14 protein-coding genes are annotated in these 16,279 nt (G+C 43.1%); 10 read left to right on the forward strand and 4 right to left on the reverse strand.

Annotation, left to right across the window (positions count from 1 at the left end):
• Positions 1-21 precede the first annotated feature (21 nt).
• Positions 22-1,032, forward strand: coding sequence for an asparaginase (ansA, locus tag OCU77_RS12170; protein WP_107302898.1), 1,011 nt, complete (start codon positions 22-24; stop codon positions 1,030-1,032).
• Between the two features lie 183 nt (positions 1,033-1,215).
• Positions 1,216-1,884, forward strand: coding sequence for a glutathione S-transferase family protein (locus tag OCU77_RS12175; RefSeq protein WP_107302899.1), 669 nt, complete (start codon positions 1,216-1,218; stop codon positions 1,882-1,884).
• Positions 1,885-1,950: 66 nt separating this feature from the next.
• Here the strand turns inward: OCU77_RS12175 and OCU77_RS12180 are convergent, their stop codons facing one another.
• Positions 1,951-2,253 carry a YeaC family protein gene (locus tag OCU77_RS12180; RefSeq protein WP_048899135.1) on the reverse strand — a complete coding sequence of 101 codons (303 nt, stop codon included), beginning with the start codon at positions 2,251-2,253 and terminating at the stop codon, positions 1,951-1,953.
• A gap of 349 nt (positions 2,254-2,602) precedes the next feature.
• Between OCU77_RS12180 and OCU77_RS12185 the strand changes: the two genes are divergently transcribed.
• A complete protein-coding gene (locus tag OCU77_RS12185; protein WP_239685983.1) occupies positions 2,603-3,463 on the forward strand; it encodes a DUF2989 domain-containing protein in 861 nt (286 codons plus the stop codon).
• A 146-nt stretch (positions 3,464-3,609) separates the two neighbouring features.
• On the opposite strand, the gene msrB is transcribed toward OCU77_RS12185, so the two are convergent.
• Positions 3,610-3,993, reverse strand: a complete 384-nt coding sequence (gene msrB / locus OCU77_RS12190; protein ID WP_048899134.1) for a peptide-methionine (R)-S-oxide reductase MsrB — start codon at positions 3,991-3,993, stop codon at positions 3,610-3,612.
• A gap of 487 nt (positions 3,994-4,480) precedes the next feature.
• Between msrB and gap the strand changes: the two genes are divergently transcribed.
• Together gap and OCU77_RS12200 are read left to right on the forward strand one after the other, a co-directional pair.
• Positions 4,481-5,476, forward strand: a complete 996-nt coding sequence (gap, locus tag OCU77_RS12195) for a type I glyceraldehyde-3-phosphate dehydrogenase (RefSeq protein ID WP_048899133.1) — start codon at positions 4,481-4,483, stop codon at positions 5,474-5,476.
• 319 nt (positions 5,477-5,795) lie between these two features.
• Positions 5,796-6,674, forward strand: coding sequence for a D-hexose-6-phosphate mutarotase (locus tag OCU77_RS12200; protein WP_048899132.1), 879 nt, complete (start codon positions 5,796-5,798; stop codon positions 6,672-6,674).
• 85 nt (positions 6,675-6,759) lie between these two features.
• Here OCU77_RS12200 and OCU77_RS12205 read toward each other — a convergent pair whose 3' ends face one another.
• Positions 6,760-7,140 (reverse strand): VOC family protein, encoded by a 381-nt coding sequence (locus OCU77_RS12205; RefSeq protein ID WP_048899131.1) that lies wholly within the window; start codon positions 7,138-7,140, stop codon positions 6,760-6,762.
• Between the two features lie 556 nt (positions 7,141-7,696).
• Between OCU77_RS12205 and OCU77_RS12210 the strand changes: the two genes are divergently transcribed.
• Genes OCU77_RS12210 through OCU77_RS12220 form a run of 3 tightly spaced genes read left to right on the forward strand, consistent with a single transcriptional unit; the run spans position 7,697 to position 12,500 of the window.
• Positions 7,697-9,631: a PrkA family serine protein kinase gene (locus tag OCU77_RS12210; protein ID WP_048899130.1), complete on the forward strand. Its 1,935-nt coding sequence runs from the start codon at positions 7,697-7,699 to the stop codon at positions 9,629-9,631.
• 30 nt (positions 9,632-9,661) lie between these two features.
• On the forward strand, positions 9,662-10,933 hold the full coding sequence (locus OCU77_RS12215; RefSeq protein ID WP_048899129.1) for a YeaH/YhbH family protein: 1,272 nt from the start codon (positions 9,662-9,664) through the stop codon (positions 10,931-10,933).
• Positions 10,934-10,967: 34 nt separating this feature from the next.
• Positions 10,968-12,500: a SpoVR family protein gene (locus tag OCU77_RS12220; RefSeq protein WP_048899128.1), complete on the forward strand. Its 1,533-nt coding sequence runs from the start codon at positions 10,968-10,970 to the stop codon at positions 12,498-12,500.
• Positions 12,501-12,629: 129 nt separating this feature from the next.
• Here the strand turns inward: OCU77_RS12220 and fadR are convergent, their stop codons facing one another.
• Positions 12,630-13,481: a fatty acid metabolism transcriptional regulator FadR gene (fadR, locus tag OCU77_RS12225; protein WP_107302900.1), complete on the reverse strand. Its 852-nt coding sequence runs from the start codon at positions 13,479-13,481 to the stop codon at positions 12,630-12,632.
• Positions 13,482-14,003: 522 nt separating this feature from the next.
• Here fadR and nhaB point away from each other — a divergent pair.
• Both nhaB and dsbB read left to right on the forward strand, forming a co-directional pair.
• A complete protein-coding gene (gene nhaB, locus OCU77_RS12230; protein ID WP_107302901.1) occupies positions 14,004-15,596 on the forward strand; it encodes a Na(+)/H(+) antiporter NhaB in 1,593 nt (530 codons plus the stop codon).
• Positions 15,597-15,738: 142 nt separating this feature from the next.
• A complete protein-coding gene (gene dsbB / locus OCU77_RS12235; RefSeq protein ID WP_107302902.1) occupies positions 15,739-16,263 on the forward strand; it encodes a disulfide bond formation protein DsbB in 525 nt (174 codons plus the stop codon).
• Positions 16,264-16,279: the final 16 nt, after the last annotated feature.

A 16,279-nucleotide genomic window follows, 5' to 3' on the forward strand; every position in this document is an offset into this window, starting at 1 on the left:
GATAAAAAGCTGTACTGAATTATGGAAAGAAAACACATTTACATTGCTTATACTGGCGGCACAATTGGCATGCAGAAGTCAGACCATGGTTACGTCCCTGTTGCAGGGTTCATGGAGAAGCAATTAGCAAGCATGCCTGAATTCCATCGTTCAGAAATGCCAAAATTTACCATCCATGAATACGATCCGCTGATCGATTCTTCGGATATGACGCCAGCGGATTGGCAGCGCATTGCTGATGATATTAAAGCAAACTACGACAAGTACGATGGTTTCATCATTCTTCATGGTACGGATACCATGGCGTACACAGCGTCAGCTTTGTCGTTTATGTTTGATAACCTAGATAAGCCCGTGATCGTGACTGGTTCGCAAATTCCAATTGCAGAGATCCGCTCAGATGGTCAAAGCAACCTGCTGAACTCTTTGCACGTTGCTGCAAACTACCCTATCAATGAAGTCACTGTGTTTTTCAACAACCAGCTAATTCGTGGTAACCGTAGTACAAAAGCACACGCGGATGGTTTTGGTGCCTTTATTTCTCCAAACCTACCGCCATTGCTTGAAGCGGGTATCAATATTCAACTTAACAACGTTGAGATTGATAAAAAACCGGATGCGCCATTTACCGTACATAACATTACACCTCAACCGATTGGCGTGATTACTATGTACCCAGGCATTTCACCAGAAGTCATTCGCAACACGCTTCGCCAGCCTGTTAATGCAATGATCCTGCTAACATTTGGTGTGGGTAATGCCCCTCAAAATGCCGACCTTTTAGCCCAGCTAAAAGAAGCCACTGATCGTGGTGTGATTGTTATTAACCTCACACAATGTCTATCAGGCAAGGTAAACATGGGTGGTTACGCAACAGGCTGTGCATTAGCAGATGCGGGTGTGTTAAGTGGCTATGACATGACACCAGAAGCGGCATTGGCAAAACTGCACTACCTACTGTCAAAGGACTTACCAACCGAAACCGTGCGTAGCATGATGCAGCAAAACCTTCGTGGTGAACTGACTCACTAACCGAATTTCTCGTGTTACCCCCCTTCTAAGAGCTGCGTATGCGGCTCTTTGTTTATCCCCCCCTTTGCCATATCTCAACTACACTTACTAGCACTGAAAACACACAAGAATATCAACACGGCAATACTTCTCGTAATCACAACTAAAGTAATACTTTTAATCTCGATACGTCGGACGATTATTATGATTCTACATGGTGCATCAATTTCCCCTTTCGTTAGAAAAATCATGCTCGCACTCGCCTACAAAGGCATTAGCTACCAACTTGAACCTTTAAACCCATTTTTAGAAAAAGAGCTCGCTCATAAACGCCATCCCATGGGGAAAGTACCGGTACTTGAGCACGATGGGCAAAGTATTATGGATTCGACTGTGATCGCCCATTATCTTGATGACCTCTACCCCATTCCTCCTCTCTACTCTGGAGACGCTAAAGTTCGAGCGAAAATTAGATGGCTAGAAGAATATGCTGATACACGGCTAACCTCACTGGTCAGTGGTGTACTCTTTTATCAGAAAATAATGCGCGGCAAGATGCTCAATAAAGACATCGACGAAGAAGCCATTGAACAATGCATCCAGCACCACCTACCACTTGCATTGCAATATCTCGAAGAACAAATACCTAAAGATGGGTTTATTGGTGAGCACTTCTCAATGGCAGAGATCAGTGTCTGGAGTATCTTGCGTAATGGTTGGATGGCAGGGCTACGAGTCGAGTCAGATTACCCTAAATTACACACTTATCTCATGGCGATAGAGCAAGAGCCCATAGTAGCCAATATGATAAGTGAAGAAGATCATGAATTACGTGGTTTCTATTGCGCAGCAATCAGGCTAAAAAGCATCTAATTCCCAAACGAAATCAACGGATGATCCGAATGATGACTTAAAACGCCATCTTCTCACACCTTGTGATTACAGCTCGTTATGATTAAAGCGAGCGATATCCTCTATTGCGCGAGCTTCCTCTTCATTCGCGCCAAAATCACGCTTGAGTTCAGCTTTTGACTTAAACTTAATTTCACCGCCCACTTCAACACTCATATGCTCTGCATCTTGATTATGACGCGATTGGTATAGCATAACAGCCTGCATAGTGGCATCACGTTGTTCTTGGGTTAACACCGTCCCATCAGGCCACTTTCCAATTTCTACCGCCGTCATTAACCGCTGATATACCTCTGGGGTCATCGCGTGCAATACCTTCTCAAGATCCATTCCAACACTCCACATCTACAAGGCTACTACTATGGGTTATCCAGCACAGTTTCAGCAGCAGCCAACTTAGTTACTCTCATGTTGCATTACCTTTAATGAGTCGTACATAACAGTCAAGCTGTAATATAAAAAGTGTTTTTCTGATCACAGCTTCCATGGCGAGTTGCTGACTCTTACAACACAAAAGAGCACAACCAAGCGATTCACTCGGTGAGTATTTCACCGAAATTCCGTCAATATCACGGCTTTCCTGAATAGCATTCACAATTTGCTATGTTTTCATCACCTTTTAGCCACTTTCATATAGAATGAAACCTCATAGAATTTAACGATACGAGCTTCACCCAAGATGCGTGCACACACCAATTCAAATACGATGAATTCCACCTTCAAAGTAAAAGTAACAGCAAGATTTAAACTGCTTACTGTGTTGAGTTGCGCACTGCTCCTAAGTGGCTGCTTTGAACGCCACCGCTCAACCGATAGCTTGTGTGAGTCCTACCCTGAAATCTGCGCAAATTTGAATGTTAACGATGGACAGTGCCGCCTACAGCGTGCCAATTTAATTTGGAAACGTTATGACGTGCTAAAAAACCCCATAGATAGCGAGAAATTTAAAGAACTCAAGTTCACGCATAACTACCAAATGTGTTTAGAGTATGCGGCACGTATTGAACCAACCGAATTAAAAGAACGAAAAACAAATCGGATGAAAGCACTGATTCACAGTTACGACTCGATTGATCGTCTAAATAAGGAGCTGGCTGAATCGATCGACCCTGAGATCATTTATTACCGATGGTCACAAGGTGATAAACGTGCAATGCGCCAATTTTTAAAACTTGAAGGGAAGCCAGCGTTAGAAACGCCAGATCTACAACTGGCATTAGCAACGTATTACAGTGGTAAAGATCAAACGAAAACCTTAACGATTTTACTGCACGCCTTATCCCTATACGAAAAAGGGGATACAGTGAAACCAGAGATAATCCAATCCTTAGCAACCATTTATCACCAGCAGAAAAATAATACCCATGCTTATTTATGGTCAATCGTCGGTGCAGAGTTTGATATGCCCGTTGCTAGCAAAGAGAAGTTAGCAAGCTTTTACCCAATGACAGACAACAAACGCGAACACATAGAGCAACAAGCGGAAACAATTATCAAAGCGCTCAAACAAGGTCGATTTACTGCATCACTTGGTCAGTAGACCTGTTAGCCATCAGGCCTCAATGCAAATCGGCTCTCAGCTCTAAACGCCGTAACCGCACTCAAGCATGAGTGACTCAGATCAAAAAAGGCATCCTTGGATGCCTTTGTTTTGTAATAATATTTCAGGCTATAGTGAGTGTCATATCACGCTTTAAATTGTAGCGAGATTGAATTGACACAATAACGCTCACCCGTAGTTTGAGGGCCATCAGGGAATACATGACCCAAGTGGCTATCACATTCTGCACAACGAATTTCTGTGCGACTCATCCCATGTGAATGATCTTCAAGATATCGAATCGCATTTTTTTCTATCGGCGCATCAAAGCTCGGCCACCCACAACCTGAATCATATTTATTATCCGATTGGAATAACGGCGATTCACAGCAGGTGCAATGGTAAACACCCGTTTCACGATTATGCAGCAATGTGCCACTAAAAGGCGCCTCAGTACCTTGTTCACGACAGACTTGATACTGTTCAGGGGATAATTTCTCTCGCCAGTACGCATCGTTTTTATTTGTCATTGTTTTTCCTGTCCCTTCCTTTTAACACTGAGCAACATTTTCACGGCTCTTTTCTAATCATACTACGCCACAATAAATTCGCTACCCATGGTTAGAGGACGACGCATTCTCATCAACAAGACGTCTATGACTCACACAACTCAACTCACAACAACAAAAACTGCTCACTCGATTTTGCTCAAAAAGTTGCCAATTATCACTTATGTGGCACATACTTTTTGCGCTATGGATGTTTAGTTACCGAATCAATCTGAATGTCAGCATCAAAATGGATTTGCTCAATATTAAAAGTTAACAACGCCCATGGTGGCTAATTGAACAAGTTTCGTATGAAATGTCGGCAATGTAGAGGGAATGTAAAAAAATTCCGAACTTTTTTTTGACCTCAAGCAATTTAACCGCCTTTTTTGCTTGCAGCGTCACCCAGTATTCTGTAATTTTACTACCAGTTATCTTTCATTAGAAATTAAGTTGTGGAGCAACTACAATGACTATCAAAGTAGGTATTAATGGTTTTGGCCGTATCGGTCGTTTTGTTTTCCGTGCAGCGCAAGAGCGCAACGACATCGAAGTTGTTGGTATCAACGACCTTATCGACGTTGATTACATGGCTTACATGCTGAAGTACGATTCAACTCACGGCCGTTTCAACGGTACTGTTGAAGTTGAAGGCGGTAACCTAATCGTTAACGGTAAAACTGTACGTGTTACAGCTGAGCGCAACCCAGAAGATCTTAAGTGGGATGCAATCAACGTTGACGTTGTAGCTGAAGCAACTGGTCTTTTCCTAACTGACGAAACTGCACGTAAGCACATCACTGCTGGTGCTAAGAAAGTTGTTCTTACTGGTCCTTCTAAAGACGCAACTCCAATGTTCGTTATGGGCGTAAACGATGCAACTTACGCTGGTCAAGATATCGTTTCTAACGCTTCTTGTACTACTAACTGTCTAGCACCTGTTGCTAAAGTTCTTAACGACAAGTTCGGTATCGAATCTGGTCTTATGACTACAGTTCACGCAACTACAGCGACTCAAAAAACTGTAGATGGTCCTTCTGCTAAAGACTGGCGTGGTGGTCGTGGTGCTTCTCAAAACATCATCCCATCATCAACTGGTGCTGCTAAAGCTGTAGGCGTTGTTCTTCCTGAACTAAACGGCCTTCTAACTGGTATGGCTTTCCGCGTACCAACTGCAAACGTTTCTGTTGTTGACCTTACAGTTAACCTAAAAACTGCTGCATCTTACGAAGCAATCTGTGCTGCTATGAAAGAAGCATCTGAAGGCGAGCTTAAAGGTGTTCTTGGTTACACTGAAGACGCTGTTGTTTCTCAAGACTTCATCGGTGAAGTTCAAACTTCAGTATTCGATGCTAAAGCTGGTGTTGCGCTAACTGACAAATTCGTTAAAGTTGTATCTTGGTACGATAACGAAATCGGTTACTCAAACAAAGTTCTAGACCTAATCGCTCACATCTCTAAGTAATTAATACTTAGTAAGCGATGACAAAAGGCGGCTCTTGAGTCGCCTTTTTTGTACCTGCATGTTAGCCATACCCAAATGATATTGGATCTGCTACTCTTCTTCCCTTCACTACCAGCATATCCCTGCATTCACGGCTATTTCGCACGTATCGCCATTCAAAAATTCTGATAAAAAATAAAATCGAGTAACAAATTTAACAAATAAGTTTTAATTTCTATTGATAATTTTTAAAGAAAAATAAGTGACATCTTATATCGTTTTTTGTACATATCTACTCCATTAAACAGCGATACCAGATGCTATTAGTAAGGAAATGATCATGGATTTACGTAATCTCCCAACTATCAATGCCCTTTCAGATGCTATTACGGTGTGTGAATACAATGGCGTAAAAATCATTCGAGTGCTTCACCAAACTGCTGAAGCAGGGATCTCACTGCACGGTGGTCACTTAATTTGGTTCAAACCTGCCAACCAAGATGATGTTATCTGGTTAAGCGAAGAAGCAATTATCGATCCTGCAAAAGCAATCCGAGGCGGTATTCCTGTTTGCTGGCCATGGTTTGGTAAAGCGGGCAATCCATCGCATGGCTTTGCACGAAATAGCCAATGGTCAATCAAAGAACACCGCGAAAACGACAATGGCGTTATCCTGGCACTGAATCTACAAGACTCAGAAACAACTCACGCTATCTGGCCACATAAGTTCGATTTAACTATCACCTTTGAACTGGGTGAAATGCTAAAAGTGAACCTAACATCAACCAATACAGATGAACATGCTTGGTCTTTCGGCGGTGCTCTTCACACTTACTTTGATATTGCTGATATTCATCAAACACACTTAACTGGCATGGGTCAGCCTTACATCGATGGTGTACTGGGTGGGGTTAAAGCAGAAGGAGATGACACACTCACAATCGCCCAAGAAGTTGACCGTGTTTACACTGCACCTGAAGCGACTATTGCAATCCACGACACCCCTCGCCAGCGCCAAATCTTAGTAGAAAACCAAGGCCATAATGCGGCAGTCATTTGGAATCCTTGGCAAGATCTGTGCGAAAGCATGGCTGATATGGCAAACAATAGTTTTGAAACTATGGTGTGTGTCGAGTCAACAATTCATGGCGAAGGGGTAACCTTAGCGCCTCAAGAGTCACACACGCTGACGACTGTTATCCGCCTGACTGACGCATAACATCAAGATAAAGCACCATGCCGAAGTATGGTGGCAATCGTACCTGATGCCCGTTTCCTTGATTAGTAATTGATGAAACGGGTAATTACGCCTGCATGGTGCTATTTGCTTCAATCAGCACCCAACCGTTACCATCTGGGTCAGCAAAAGTCGCAAAACGACCACTAATTAAAGTCACGATTTCCGACAAACCGACCCCTCGGCCACTCAACTCATTATAGGTTGAGGTAATATCGTCGGTTTGTACCACTAAGCCTTGAACCGATCCGGCCTTCATTCCCGCAAATGGTCTAACTAAACTAATGGTCGTTTCCGCCCCTTTTGGGGCTAGCTGAACCCAGCGTTTATCATCGTTTGCGCTGTGATCGCGAATCAACTCAAACCCCAAGGCGTCCCGATAAAATACCAATGCCTGCGCTTGATCTGACACTGGAATAGAAACAGTATCAACGCGTGAAATACCCATAAATGCAGCTCCCCAAAATAAAACCACTTATCTAGCTTAAGTCAGAGTTGTTGATTTAGCTCACAAAAAAAGCATCTTAACTGAGAAATATTCTATGAATAGAAGCAAAGCGTGATAATGCTTTATCATCAAGGTCATAGTTGTCTCAATATTGCTTCACAACTAAAAAAAGCGGAATAAACCGCTCTACGTCAAGCTTTCCCTACCAAACCACATGCATGCATTCATTTGCAGTTATAGATCTCACATAAGAAAGTAATTTCAAACTATACGACTAAGCATCAAATCAAGCCCTCACATCACAAAATCGTTAAATAAATGTAAAGATTTTCCATCTAAACCTTCTTGCGAAACCGATTTTTAAAGAGGATAGTAAGAATGTGTACAAAGTTTACACACTTTTTCATTGTCACCTAGCTTAGGAAATTTATTTAAAAACCAACAACTCAGTGACGCAATTTGATCAGTTAGGTCTAGTCTTAAAGATATGAGGGATGTGAAAGTTATTTGTTTTCGTCCTTTCTAATTGATAAGAGAACGATTCAGGGGGCATACCATGAGTATTTTTGACCATTATCGTCAACGCTATGAAGAGTCCAAGGATGAAGAGCTTTCATTGCAGGAATTCCTTGAAATTTGTCGAAACGACCGAAGCGCATATGTAAATGCCGCCGAACGCCTACTTATGGCGATTGGTGAGCCAGAAATGATCGACACCGCACAAGATCCACGCTTGAGCCGACTATTCTCCAATCGCGTGATCTCTCGTTATAAAACGTTTGAAGATTTTTATGGCATGGAAGATGCCATTGAACAAATCGTTTCTTACCTAAAACATGCCGCACAAGGTTTAGAAGAACGTAAACAAATCCTATACTTACTTGGCCCTGTTGGGGGCGGTAAATCTTCGCTAGCTGAAAAGCTAAAAAGCTTAATGCAAAAAGTACCAATTTACGTACTAACTGCCGATGGCGTTCGAAGCCCTGTTAATGATCACCCATTTAGCCTATTCGACAAAAATGAAGATGGCGATCTACTTAACAAAGAATACGGCATTCCAGATCGCTACCTCAATACCATCATGTCACCATGGGCAGCAAAACGTCTGCATGAATTTGGTGGTGATATCACTCGTTTTAAAGTGGTCAAAGTTCGTCCATCTATCTTAGATCAAGTCGGTATCGCGAAAACCGAACCTGGTGATGAAAATAACCAAGATATTTCATCTCTTGTCGGTAAAGTGGATATCCGCCAACTTGAGCACTTCTCACAAGATGACCCAGATGCTTACAGCTATTCGGGGGCACTCTGTAAAGCCAACCAAGGCTTAATGGAGTTTGTGGAGATGTTCAAAGCACCGCTAAAAGTACTTCACCCTCTACTAACTGCGACGCAGGAAGGCAACTACAACGGTACTGAAGGGTTATCAGCCTTACCGTACGAGGGAATTATTCTTGCTCACTCCAATGAGTCAGAATGGCAAACCTTCCGTAATAATAAGAGTAACGAGGCCTTCCTTGACCGTGTTTACATCGTGAAAGTGCCTTATTGTTTACGTATTTCGGAAGAAACCCGTATCTACGAAAAACTACTGCAAAGCAGTGAGCTAGCGAGTGCACCATGCTCACCTAGTACGCTCGATATTCTTGCGCGATTCTCAGTACTCTCTCGTCTGAAAGAGCCTGAAAACTCAAGTTTATTCTCGAAGATGCGTGTCTACGATGGTGAAACCCTCAAAGATACAGATCCTAAAGCCAAGTCGTACCAAGAATACCGTGATTACGCAGGTGTCGATGAAGGGATGAACGGCCTATCAACCCGTTTCGCCTTTAAGATCCTATCTCGCGTGTTCAACTTCGATCATTCCGAAGTGGCAGCTAACCCGGTTCACCTGTTCTACGTGCTTGAACAGCAAATCGAACGTGAGCAGTTCCCACAGGAAGTGGCAGAGAAATACCTTGAATTCTTGAAAGGCTACTTGATTCCTAAGTATGTTGAATTCATTGGTAAAGAAATTCAAACCGCGTACCTAGAGTCTTACTCTGAGTATGGTCAGAACATCTTTGACCGTTATGTCAGCTACGCTGATTTCTGGATTCAAGACCAAGAATACCGTGATCCTGAAACCGGCCAACTCTTCGACCGCTCAGCGCTTAACAATGAGCTAGAGAAAATCGAAAAACCAGCGGGTATCAGTAACCCTAAAGATTTCCGTAATGAAATCGTCAATTTTGTCCTTCGTGCTCGTGCAAGTAACGCAGGTAAAAATCCTAACTGGACCAGCTACGAAAAACTTCGCACCGTTATTGAGAAGAAAATGTTCTCCAATACCGAAGAGTTGCTCCCAGTTATTTCATTCAACGCGAAAACCTCTACCGACGAGCAGAAAAAACACGATGATTTCGTCGCTCGTATGATGGAGAAAGGCTATACCCGTAAACAAGTGCGTTTGCTATCTGAATGGTACTTACGCGTACGTAAATCATCGTAGCCGGTTGAATGGAAGTATGAGGGGGAGCTTATGGCGCATTTTATAGATCGCAGGCTCAATGGTAAGAATAAAAGCACGGTGAATCGCCAGCGCTTTTTACGCCGCCACAAACAGCAGATTAAAGAATCGATTGCTGATGCGGTAAATAAGCGCTCGATCACTGATGTTGAGAGCGGGGAAAATATTACTATCCCCTCTCGTGATATCAAAGAGCCAAGCTTTCACCAAGGCCGTGGTGGACAACGTGAAGTTGTCCATCCGGGCAACGACCAATTCTCTCCAGGTGACCGCATTGAACGCCCCCAAGGAGGGGCGGGACAAGGCGGCGCAGGCGAAGGTCAAGCGAGCCAAGATGGTGAAGGCCAAGATGAATTTGTATTCCAAATTTCCAAAGACGAATACCTCGACTTACTGTTTGAAGATTTGGAGCTACCTAACCTAGAAAAAAACCAGATGAACAAAGTGGTCGAATGGAAAACATTCCGTTCAGGCTACAAATCATCGGGTGTGCCATCAAATATCGCGATTGTAAAATCGCTACAGAATTCGTTGGCACGACGCACAGCCATGACAGCAGCGAAACGCCGTCACTTACGTGAACTCGAAGCTGAGTTTGAGCAGTTAAAATCTACCGAACCCGCTCAACCTTTTGAAGAAGAACGCGTAAAACAAGAAATCCAAGCGCTGCGTGAAAAAATTGGCAGTGTGCCTTTTATTGATACCTTTGATTTACGATACAAAAATTATGAACGTCGCCCACTGCCTACCAGCCAAGCGGTTATGTTCTGTCTAATGGATGTATCAGGATCAATGGATCAAGCAACCAAAGACATGGCTAAACGCTTCTATATCTTGCTGTATTTGTTCTTAAACCGAACATACAAAAATGTAGATGTGGTTTTTATACGCCACCATACACAAGCGAAAGAAGTAGATGAGCATGAGTTCTTCTACTCGCAAGAAACTGGGGGCACTATCGTGTCGAGCGCCTTACGTATGATGGATGACATCATTAAGAAGCGCTACCCTGCTGGCGAATGGAATATCTATGCCGCTCAAGCCTCGGATGGTGATAACTGGGCCGATGATTCGCCAGGTTGTCGTCAATTATTGAAAGAGAGTATTTTGCCAGTAACACGCTACTACTCTTATATCGAAATCACTCGCCGTGCGCATCAAACGCTCTGGCGTGAATACGAAACACTGCAAGGCAGCCATGATAACTTTGCTATGCAGAACATACGGACGGTGGATGACATATTCCCTGTATTCAGGGAGCTATTTAAGAAGCAAGTTAGCTAATAGTAGGATGTCAACGCGCTTAGGGGAGTGAGTTATGGTGACAACAACAAAGACAAAGCCACTCAGTGATGGACCAGATTGGACGTTCGATCTGCTTGACCAATATCATAAAGAGATAAAGCGTGTCGCTGACCACTATCGGCTTGATGCGTATCCTAATCAAATTGAGATCATCACTGCTGAGCAGATGATGGATGCCTATTCAAGTATTGGGATGCCAATCAATTACCACCACTGGTCATTCGGCAAACGCTTTATCGAAACAGAACGTGGCTATAAACACGGTCAAATGGGATTAGCGTATGAGATCGTGATTAACTCTGATCCCTGTATCTCTTATTTAATGGAAGAGAACACTATTACCATGCAAGCCTTGGTAATGGCGCATGCCTGCTATGGTCATAACTCTTTCTTTAAAGGGAATTACTTATTTCAAACATGGACAGACGCCAGCTCAATCATTGATTACTTATTATTTGCGCGGAAGTACATTACCGATTGTGAAGAAAAGTATGGGGTTGAGGATGTCGAACGCTTGCTCGACTCCTGCCATGCCTTGATGAATTTTGGGGTCGATCGCTATAAACGCCCCCAAAAAATTTCTTTGGTTGAAGAAACTGCGCGCCAAAAAGCGCGAGAAGATTACCTGCAAACACAGGTCAACGCGCTATGGCGCACCATTCCGGTTCAAGAAGATAAATCGGATGTATCGGAAGAGCACCGTTTTCCTGCTGAACCGCAAGAAAACATCCTTTATTTCATTGAGAAGCACGCGCCACTACTCGAACCTTGGCAGCGTGAAATTGTGCGAATTGTGCGTAAGGTAAGCCAATACTTCTACCCACAAAAACAAACACAAGTCATGAACGAAGGCTGGGCAACATTCTGGCACTACACTATTTTGAATCATCTTTATGATGAGGGATTAGTGACAGATCGCTTTATTATGGAATTCTTGCATAGCCATACCAATGTGGTTGCGCAGCCTGAATATAACAGTCCCTATTACAGTGGTATCAACCCATACGCCTTAGGTTTTGCGATGTTCCAGGATATTCGTCGGATCTGTGAAAACCCAACCGAGGAAGATAAATACTGGTTCCCAGATATTGCTGGTAAAGATTGGCTGGATACGCTGCACTTTGCGATGGAAAACTTTAAAGATGAAAGCTTCATCAGTCAGTTTTTATCGCCAAAAGTGATGCGTGACTTCAAGCTCTTTGCTGTAAATGACGATGATCGCCATAACTATGTGGAAGTCAGCGCGATTCATAACGAGGAAGGCTATCGGATGATCCGAGAGAAGCTCTCGTCGCAATATAACTTAAGCAATAATGAACCTAACCTTCAAGTCTGGAATGTCGCATTGAAAGGTGACCGTTCACTAACACTACGTTATATACCACACAACAGGATTCCATTAGCAGACAGCCACCCTGAAGTATTAAAACATATGTACCGCTTATGGGGGTTTGATATTACGCTAGAAGAAGAGTTGAGTGATGGACGAACCCAAATTTTAGGGACATGTCCTGTACGTAATACCCAATTTGGTTCTGATATTTAATCGTTGAAAGAGCGGTAAAATCAGATCAATAAAATAAAAGCGTGATACGTCAGATTACCTCTGATTTATCACGCTTTCTTGCTTTAGATAGCATTAAAACCGACTAAAAATATCTTTTAGCAATGGCTATTACTGCTCTTCTTCATGCATGTAACGGCCAATCGCTTCGCGATTGTTATACCAAATCACACCGCTATCTCGACCGTATTTTTTGATTCTCTCAGCCACTAATTCATGCTGATGGTTATCACAGATTGCCTTCAAATCACGGTAGAACTCAAGGGCAAGTTCACAGGCTTCTTGGCTCATAAAGTAGTAACCACCAACTCGCGTGTAAATCTTACGTAAGCCATTGATTGTTAACACGTAAAGCGTATTACCTGATTTAGACGCCATACCTTGGAATAGGCGGTAATCATAGTAATTAAAAGCACGAGCACGGCAAATTGCTTCACACAGTTCTGGCTGATCTTTGCCATATTTGTCTGTGATTTTCTTTACTTCACTCAATAACTCAAGTTTTGCTTCGTTATCTTCGATATAGTCAGCAAAAGACTCTGCAGCAAGCAGTGATTCACACGAACGAATGATTGAATCAATCAATTTACTTGATTCTTCGCTGTTGCCTTTCACGGCATAGCGCATGAAAACGCTACTGATATCAGTACGTGCAGAAAGCAAGTCAGTCAGGACACGTTGCACATCTTGGCCATCCAGTGTGACTAGCGTATCAAGAATACTTAAACCCGAGGTATCCATGAAATTATTCACACGGGTTGGTTTACCATGTTGGATTGTTAGCCAGCCATCGCGTGCTAGTCGTTGTAAAACTTCGCGCAGCGTGGTGCGTGTTACACCGATAAGTTCTGAAAGTTCACGTTCAGCAGGCAGGATTGAACCTTGAGGAAAGTGATTATTCCAGATACTTTCAATGATGTATTTCTCAGCAAATGTTGCTGGGCTATCAGCCTTTATAACCATGTAATTCTTTTTCCAATCGCTTCTTGCTTATACTTATAAACTCATCATACCACCAGAAAAGGATATGACGAAATTTGCCAGAAAGCACAATCTTATTTTACTTTCCACACAAGCAAAAATTTGACGCAACGCAAGTTTTATTGAAAGCAATAAATGTAAATTGCATGGGCGAAGTTCTGATGCTTCAGAACTCCCGTTTTGGAATGAAATTTAAGTAAAATAAAATTGTTCATCAGCCACAACTTGACTGATCCAGATCAAACTGTACAGTTAGCACCGCAATGAACTGGGAGCTGAATGGAAGCTGCTGCCTGCTTTAAGTTAAACACCATATGTAATGATGTTTAGCTTAGAGGGTCTCATTAGAATATTTAATCACAGTTCTGTGGTTAACCCTTCTCTCTTGACTATAAAGGCATGACAGCTGCCAGCTCATGTATACCTTTTAGGCGCCACTTATGTGGTTCTTCCGCCTCTGGGGTATTTTTTATTCGTATGCATTTATAACAAGAGACTTGATACATGGCTATTTCGCTGGGAAACGCCTTCGTAAAGAATTTTTTAGGCAAAGCACCTGATTGGTACAAAGTGGCGATCATTTCGTTTCTGATTATCAACCCAATCGTATTTTTTGTAATCGACCCTTTTACCGCTGGCTGGCTGCTGGTTGTTGAATTTATTTTCACTCTGGCTATGGCGTTAAAGTGTTACCCCCTTCAGCCTGGTGGCTTATTAGCTATTGAGGCTGTCGCTATTGGCATGACAAGCCCAGAACAAGTTAAGCATGAACTTGTAGCAAATATTGAAGTGTTATTACTGCTGATCTTTATGGTCGCAGGTATCTACTTCATGAAGCAATTGCTGCTTTTCATTTTCACCAAAATACTGATCGGTATTCGTTCAAAAATTCTGCTTTCTCTGTCTTTTTGTATCATGGCGGCTTTTCTATCGGCCTTCCTTGATGCCTTGACCGTTATTGCTGTTGTTATCAGTGTTACTGTGGGCTTCTATAGCATTTATCACAAGGTCGCGTCAGGGCAAGAACCTCATGCTGCGCACGATCACACCACGGATAGCAACATCCGCGAAGTAAGCCGTGATGATTTAGAAAACTACCGTGCATTCCTTCGCAGCTTGCTCATGCATGCTGGTGTGGGTACAGCACTAGGTGGCGTAATGACCATGGTAGGTGAGCCACAAAACTTGATCATTGCCGACCAAGCAGGCTGGTTGTTTGGCGAATTTATTCTTCGCATGTCACCTGTGACTATTCCTGTGTTTTTCTGCGGTATTATGACTTGTGTACTGGTCGAGAAATTCCACCTATGCGGATACGGCGCAGCCTTGCCAGAAAATGTTCGAAAAATCCTTAAAGACTTTGATAATGAAGAACGTAAAAGCCGTACAAATCTAGACTATGCAAAACTGATTATCCAAGCGCTTATCGCTGTTTGGCTAATTGTTGGCCTAGCAATGCACTTAGCGGCCGTTGGTTTAATTGGCTTGACCGTCATCATTTTCGCGACCTCGTTCACAGGCATTACTGAAGAACACGCCCTTGGCAAAGCATTTGAAGAAGCACTACCGTTTACAGCACTACTCGCCGTGTTCTTCTCTGTCGTTGCAGTGATCATCGATCAACAGCTCTTCACACCGATTATCACTTGGGTACTGAGCCTTGAAGGTAGCGCACAGCTCACCATGTTCTATGTCGCAAATGGTCTGCTATCGATGGTCTCTGATAATGTATTCGTCGGTACGGTTTACATCAACGAAGTGAAGTCTGCGCTGGTTCATGGTGTAATTTCACGTGACCAATTCGATATGTTAGCGGTTGCGATTAATACAGGTACTAACCTACCTTCTGTTGCGACACCAAATGGTCAAGCAGCATTCCTATTCGCACTAACATCGGCACTTGCACCACTCATTCGCCTATCTTATGGCCGTATGGTGTACATGGCACTGCCATACACTATCGTATTAACGCTGGTTGGCTTAGCGGGTATCGAATTTATGCTGGTTCCGATGACAGAATGGTTCTACGACATGGGCTGGCTAGTTCACAACACAGCTGAAGCCGTATCAACTATTGCACCCGTCGCTGGACATTAATTGAATTTTCAGTCAATTTAATGGTCTGACTATCAACAAAGCCCTGATTTGTCAGGGCTTTGTTATATTATATCCATCAAACTGATATATACGCCAACGCCATAATCACGCTGGCATATGAACTAATTGAAGAGACGATTCAATGCAATTTTTATATTCATTCTCTAAACGTCGCTCATCGTGGCTGTTACTGCTGGCATTTATACTCTTTTTTGAAGCTAGTGCGCTTTTCTTCCAGCACGGAATGAAATTACCACCATGTGTCATGTGTATCTACGAACGCGTTGCCATGTTTGGTATCGCTATTGCCGCGTTAGTGGGCTTAAGTGCCCCTCATAACCCGGTGATCCGTTGGCTTGGCTTAGCTGGTTGGGGATATAGCGCCTATGAAGGTCTCATGCTTTCAATCAAGCACGTAGATTATCAACTCAACCCCTCGCCATTTAACACCTGTGATCTCTTTGTTCAGTTCCCTAGCTGGGCACCATTGAATCAATGGCTTCCTGGTGTCTTTGAAGCGTACGGTGATTGTGGAAAAGTCGTGTGGATGTTCATGGGGCAAACCATGCCACAGTGGTTGGTCATCATTTTTGGTGCAAACTTAGTCGCGCTGGCGATCATTGTCATCGCGCAGTTAGTCGGGATCAAAGCAAAGAAAGAAGCATAACAAAGTTGGGTTATGT

This window comes from Photobacterium swingsii, assembly GCF_024346715.1.
Taxonomy (GTDB): Bacteria; Pseudomonadota; Gammaproteobacteria; order Enterobacterales; family Vibrionaceae; genus Photobacterium; species Photobacterium swingsii.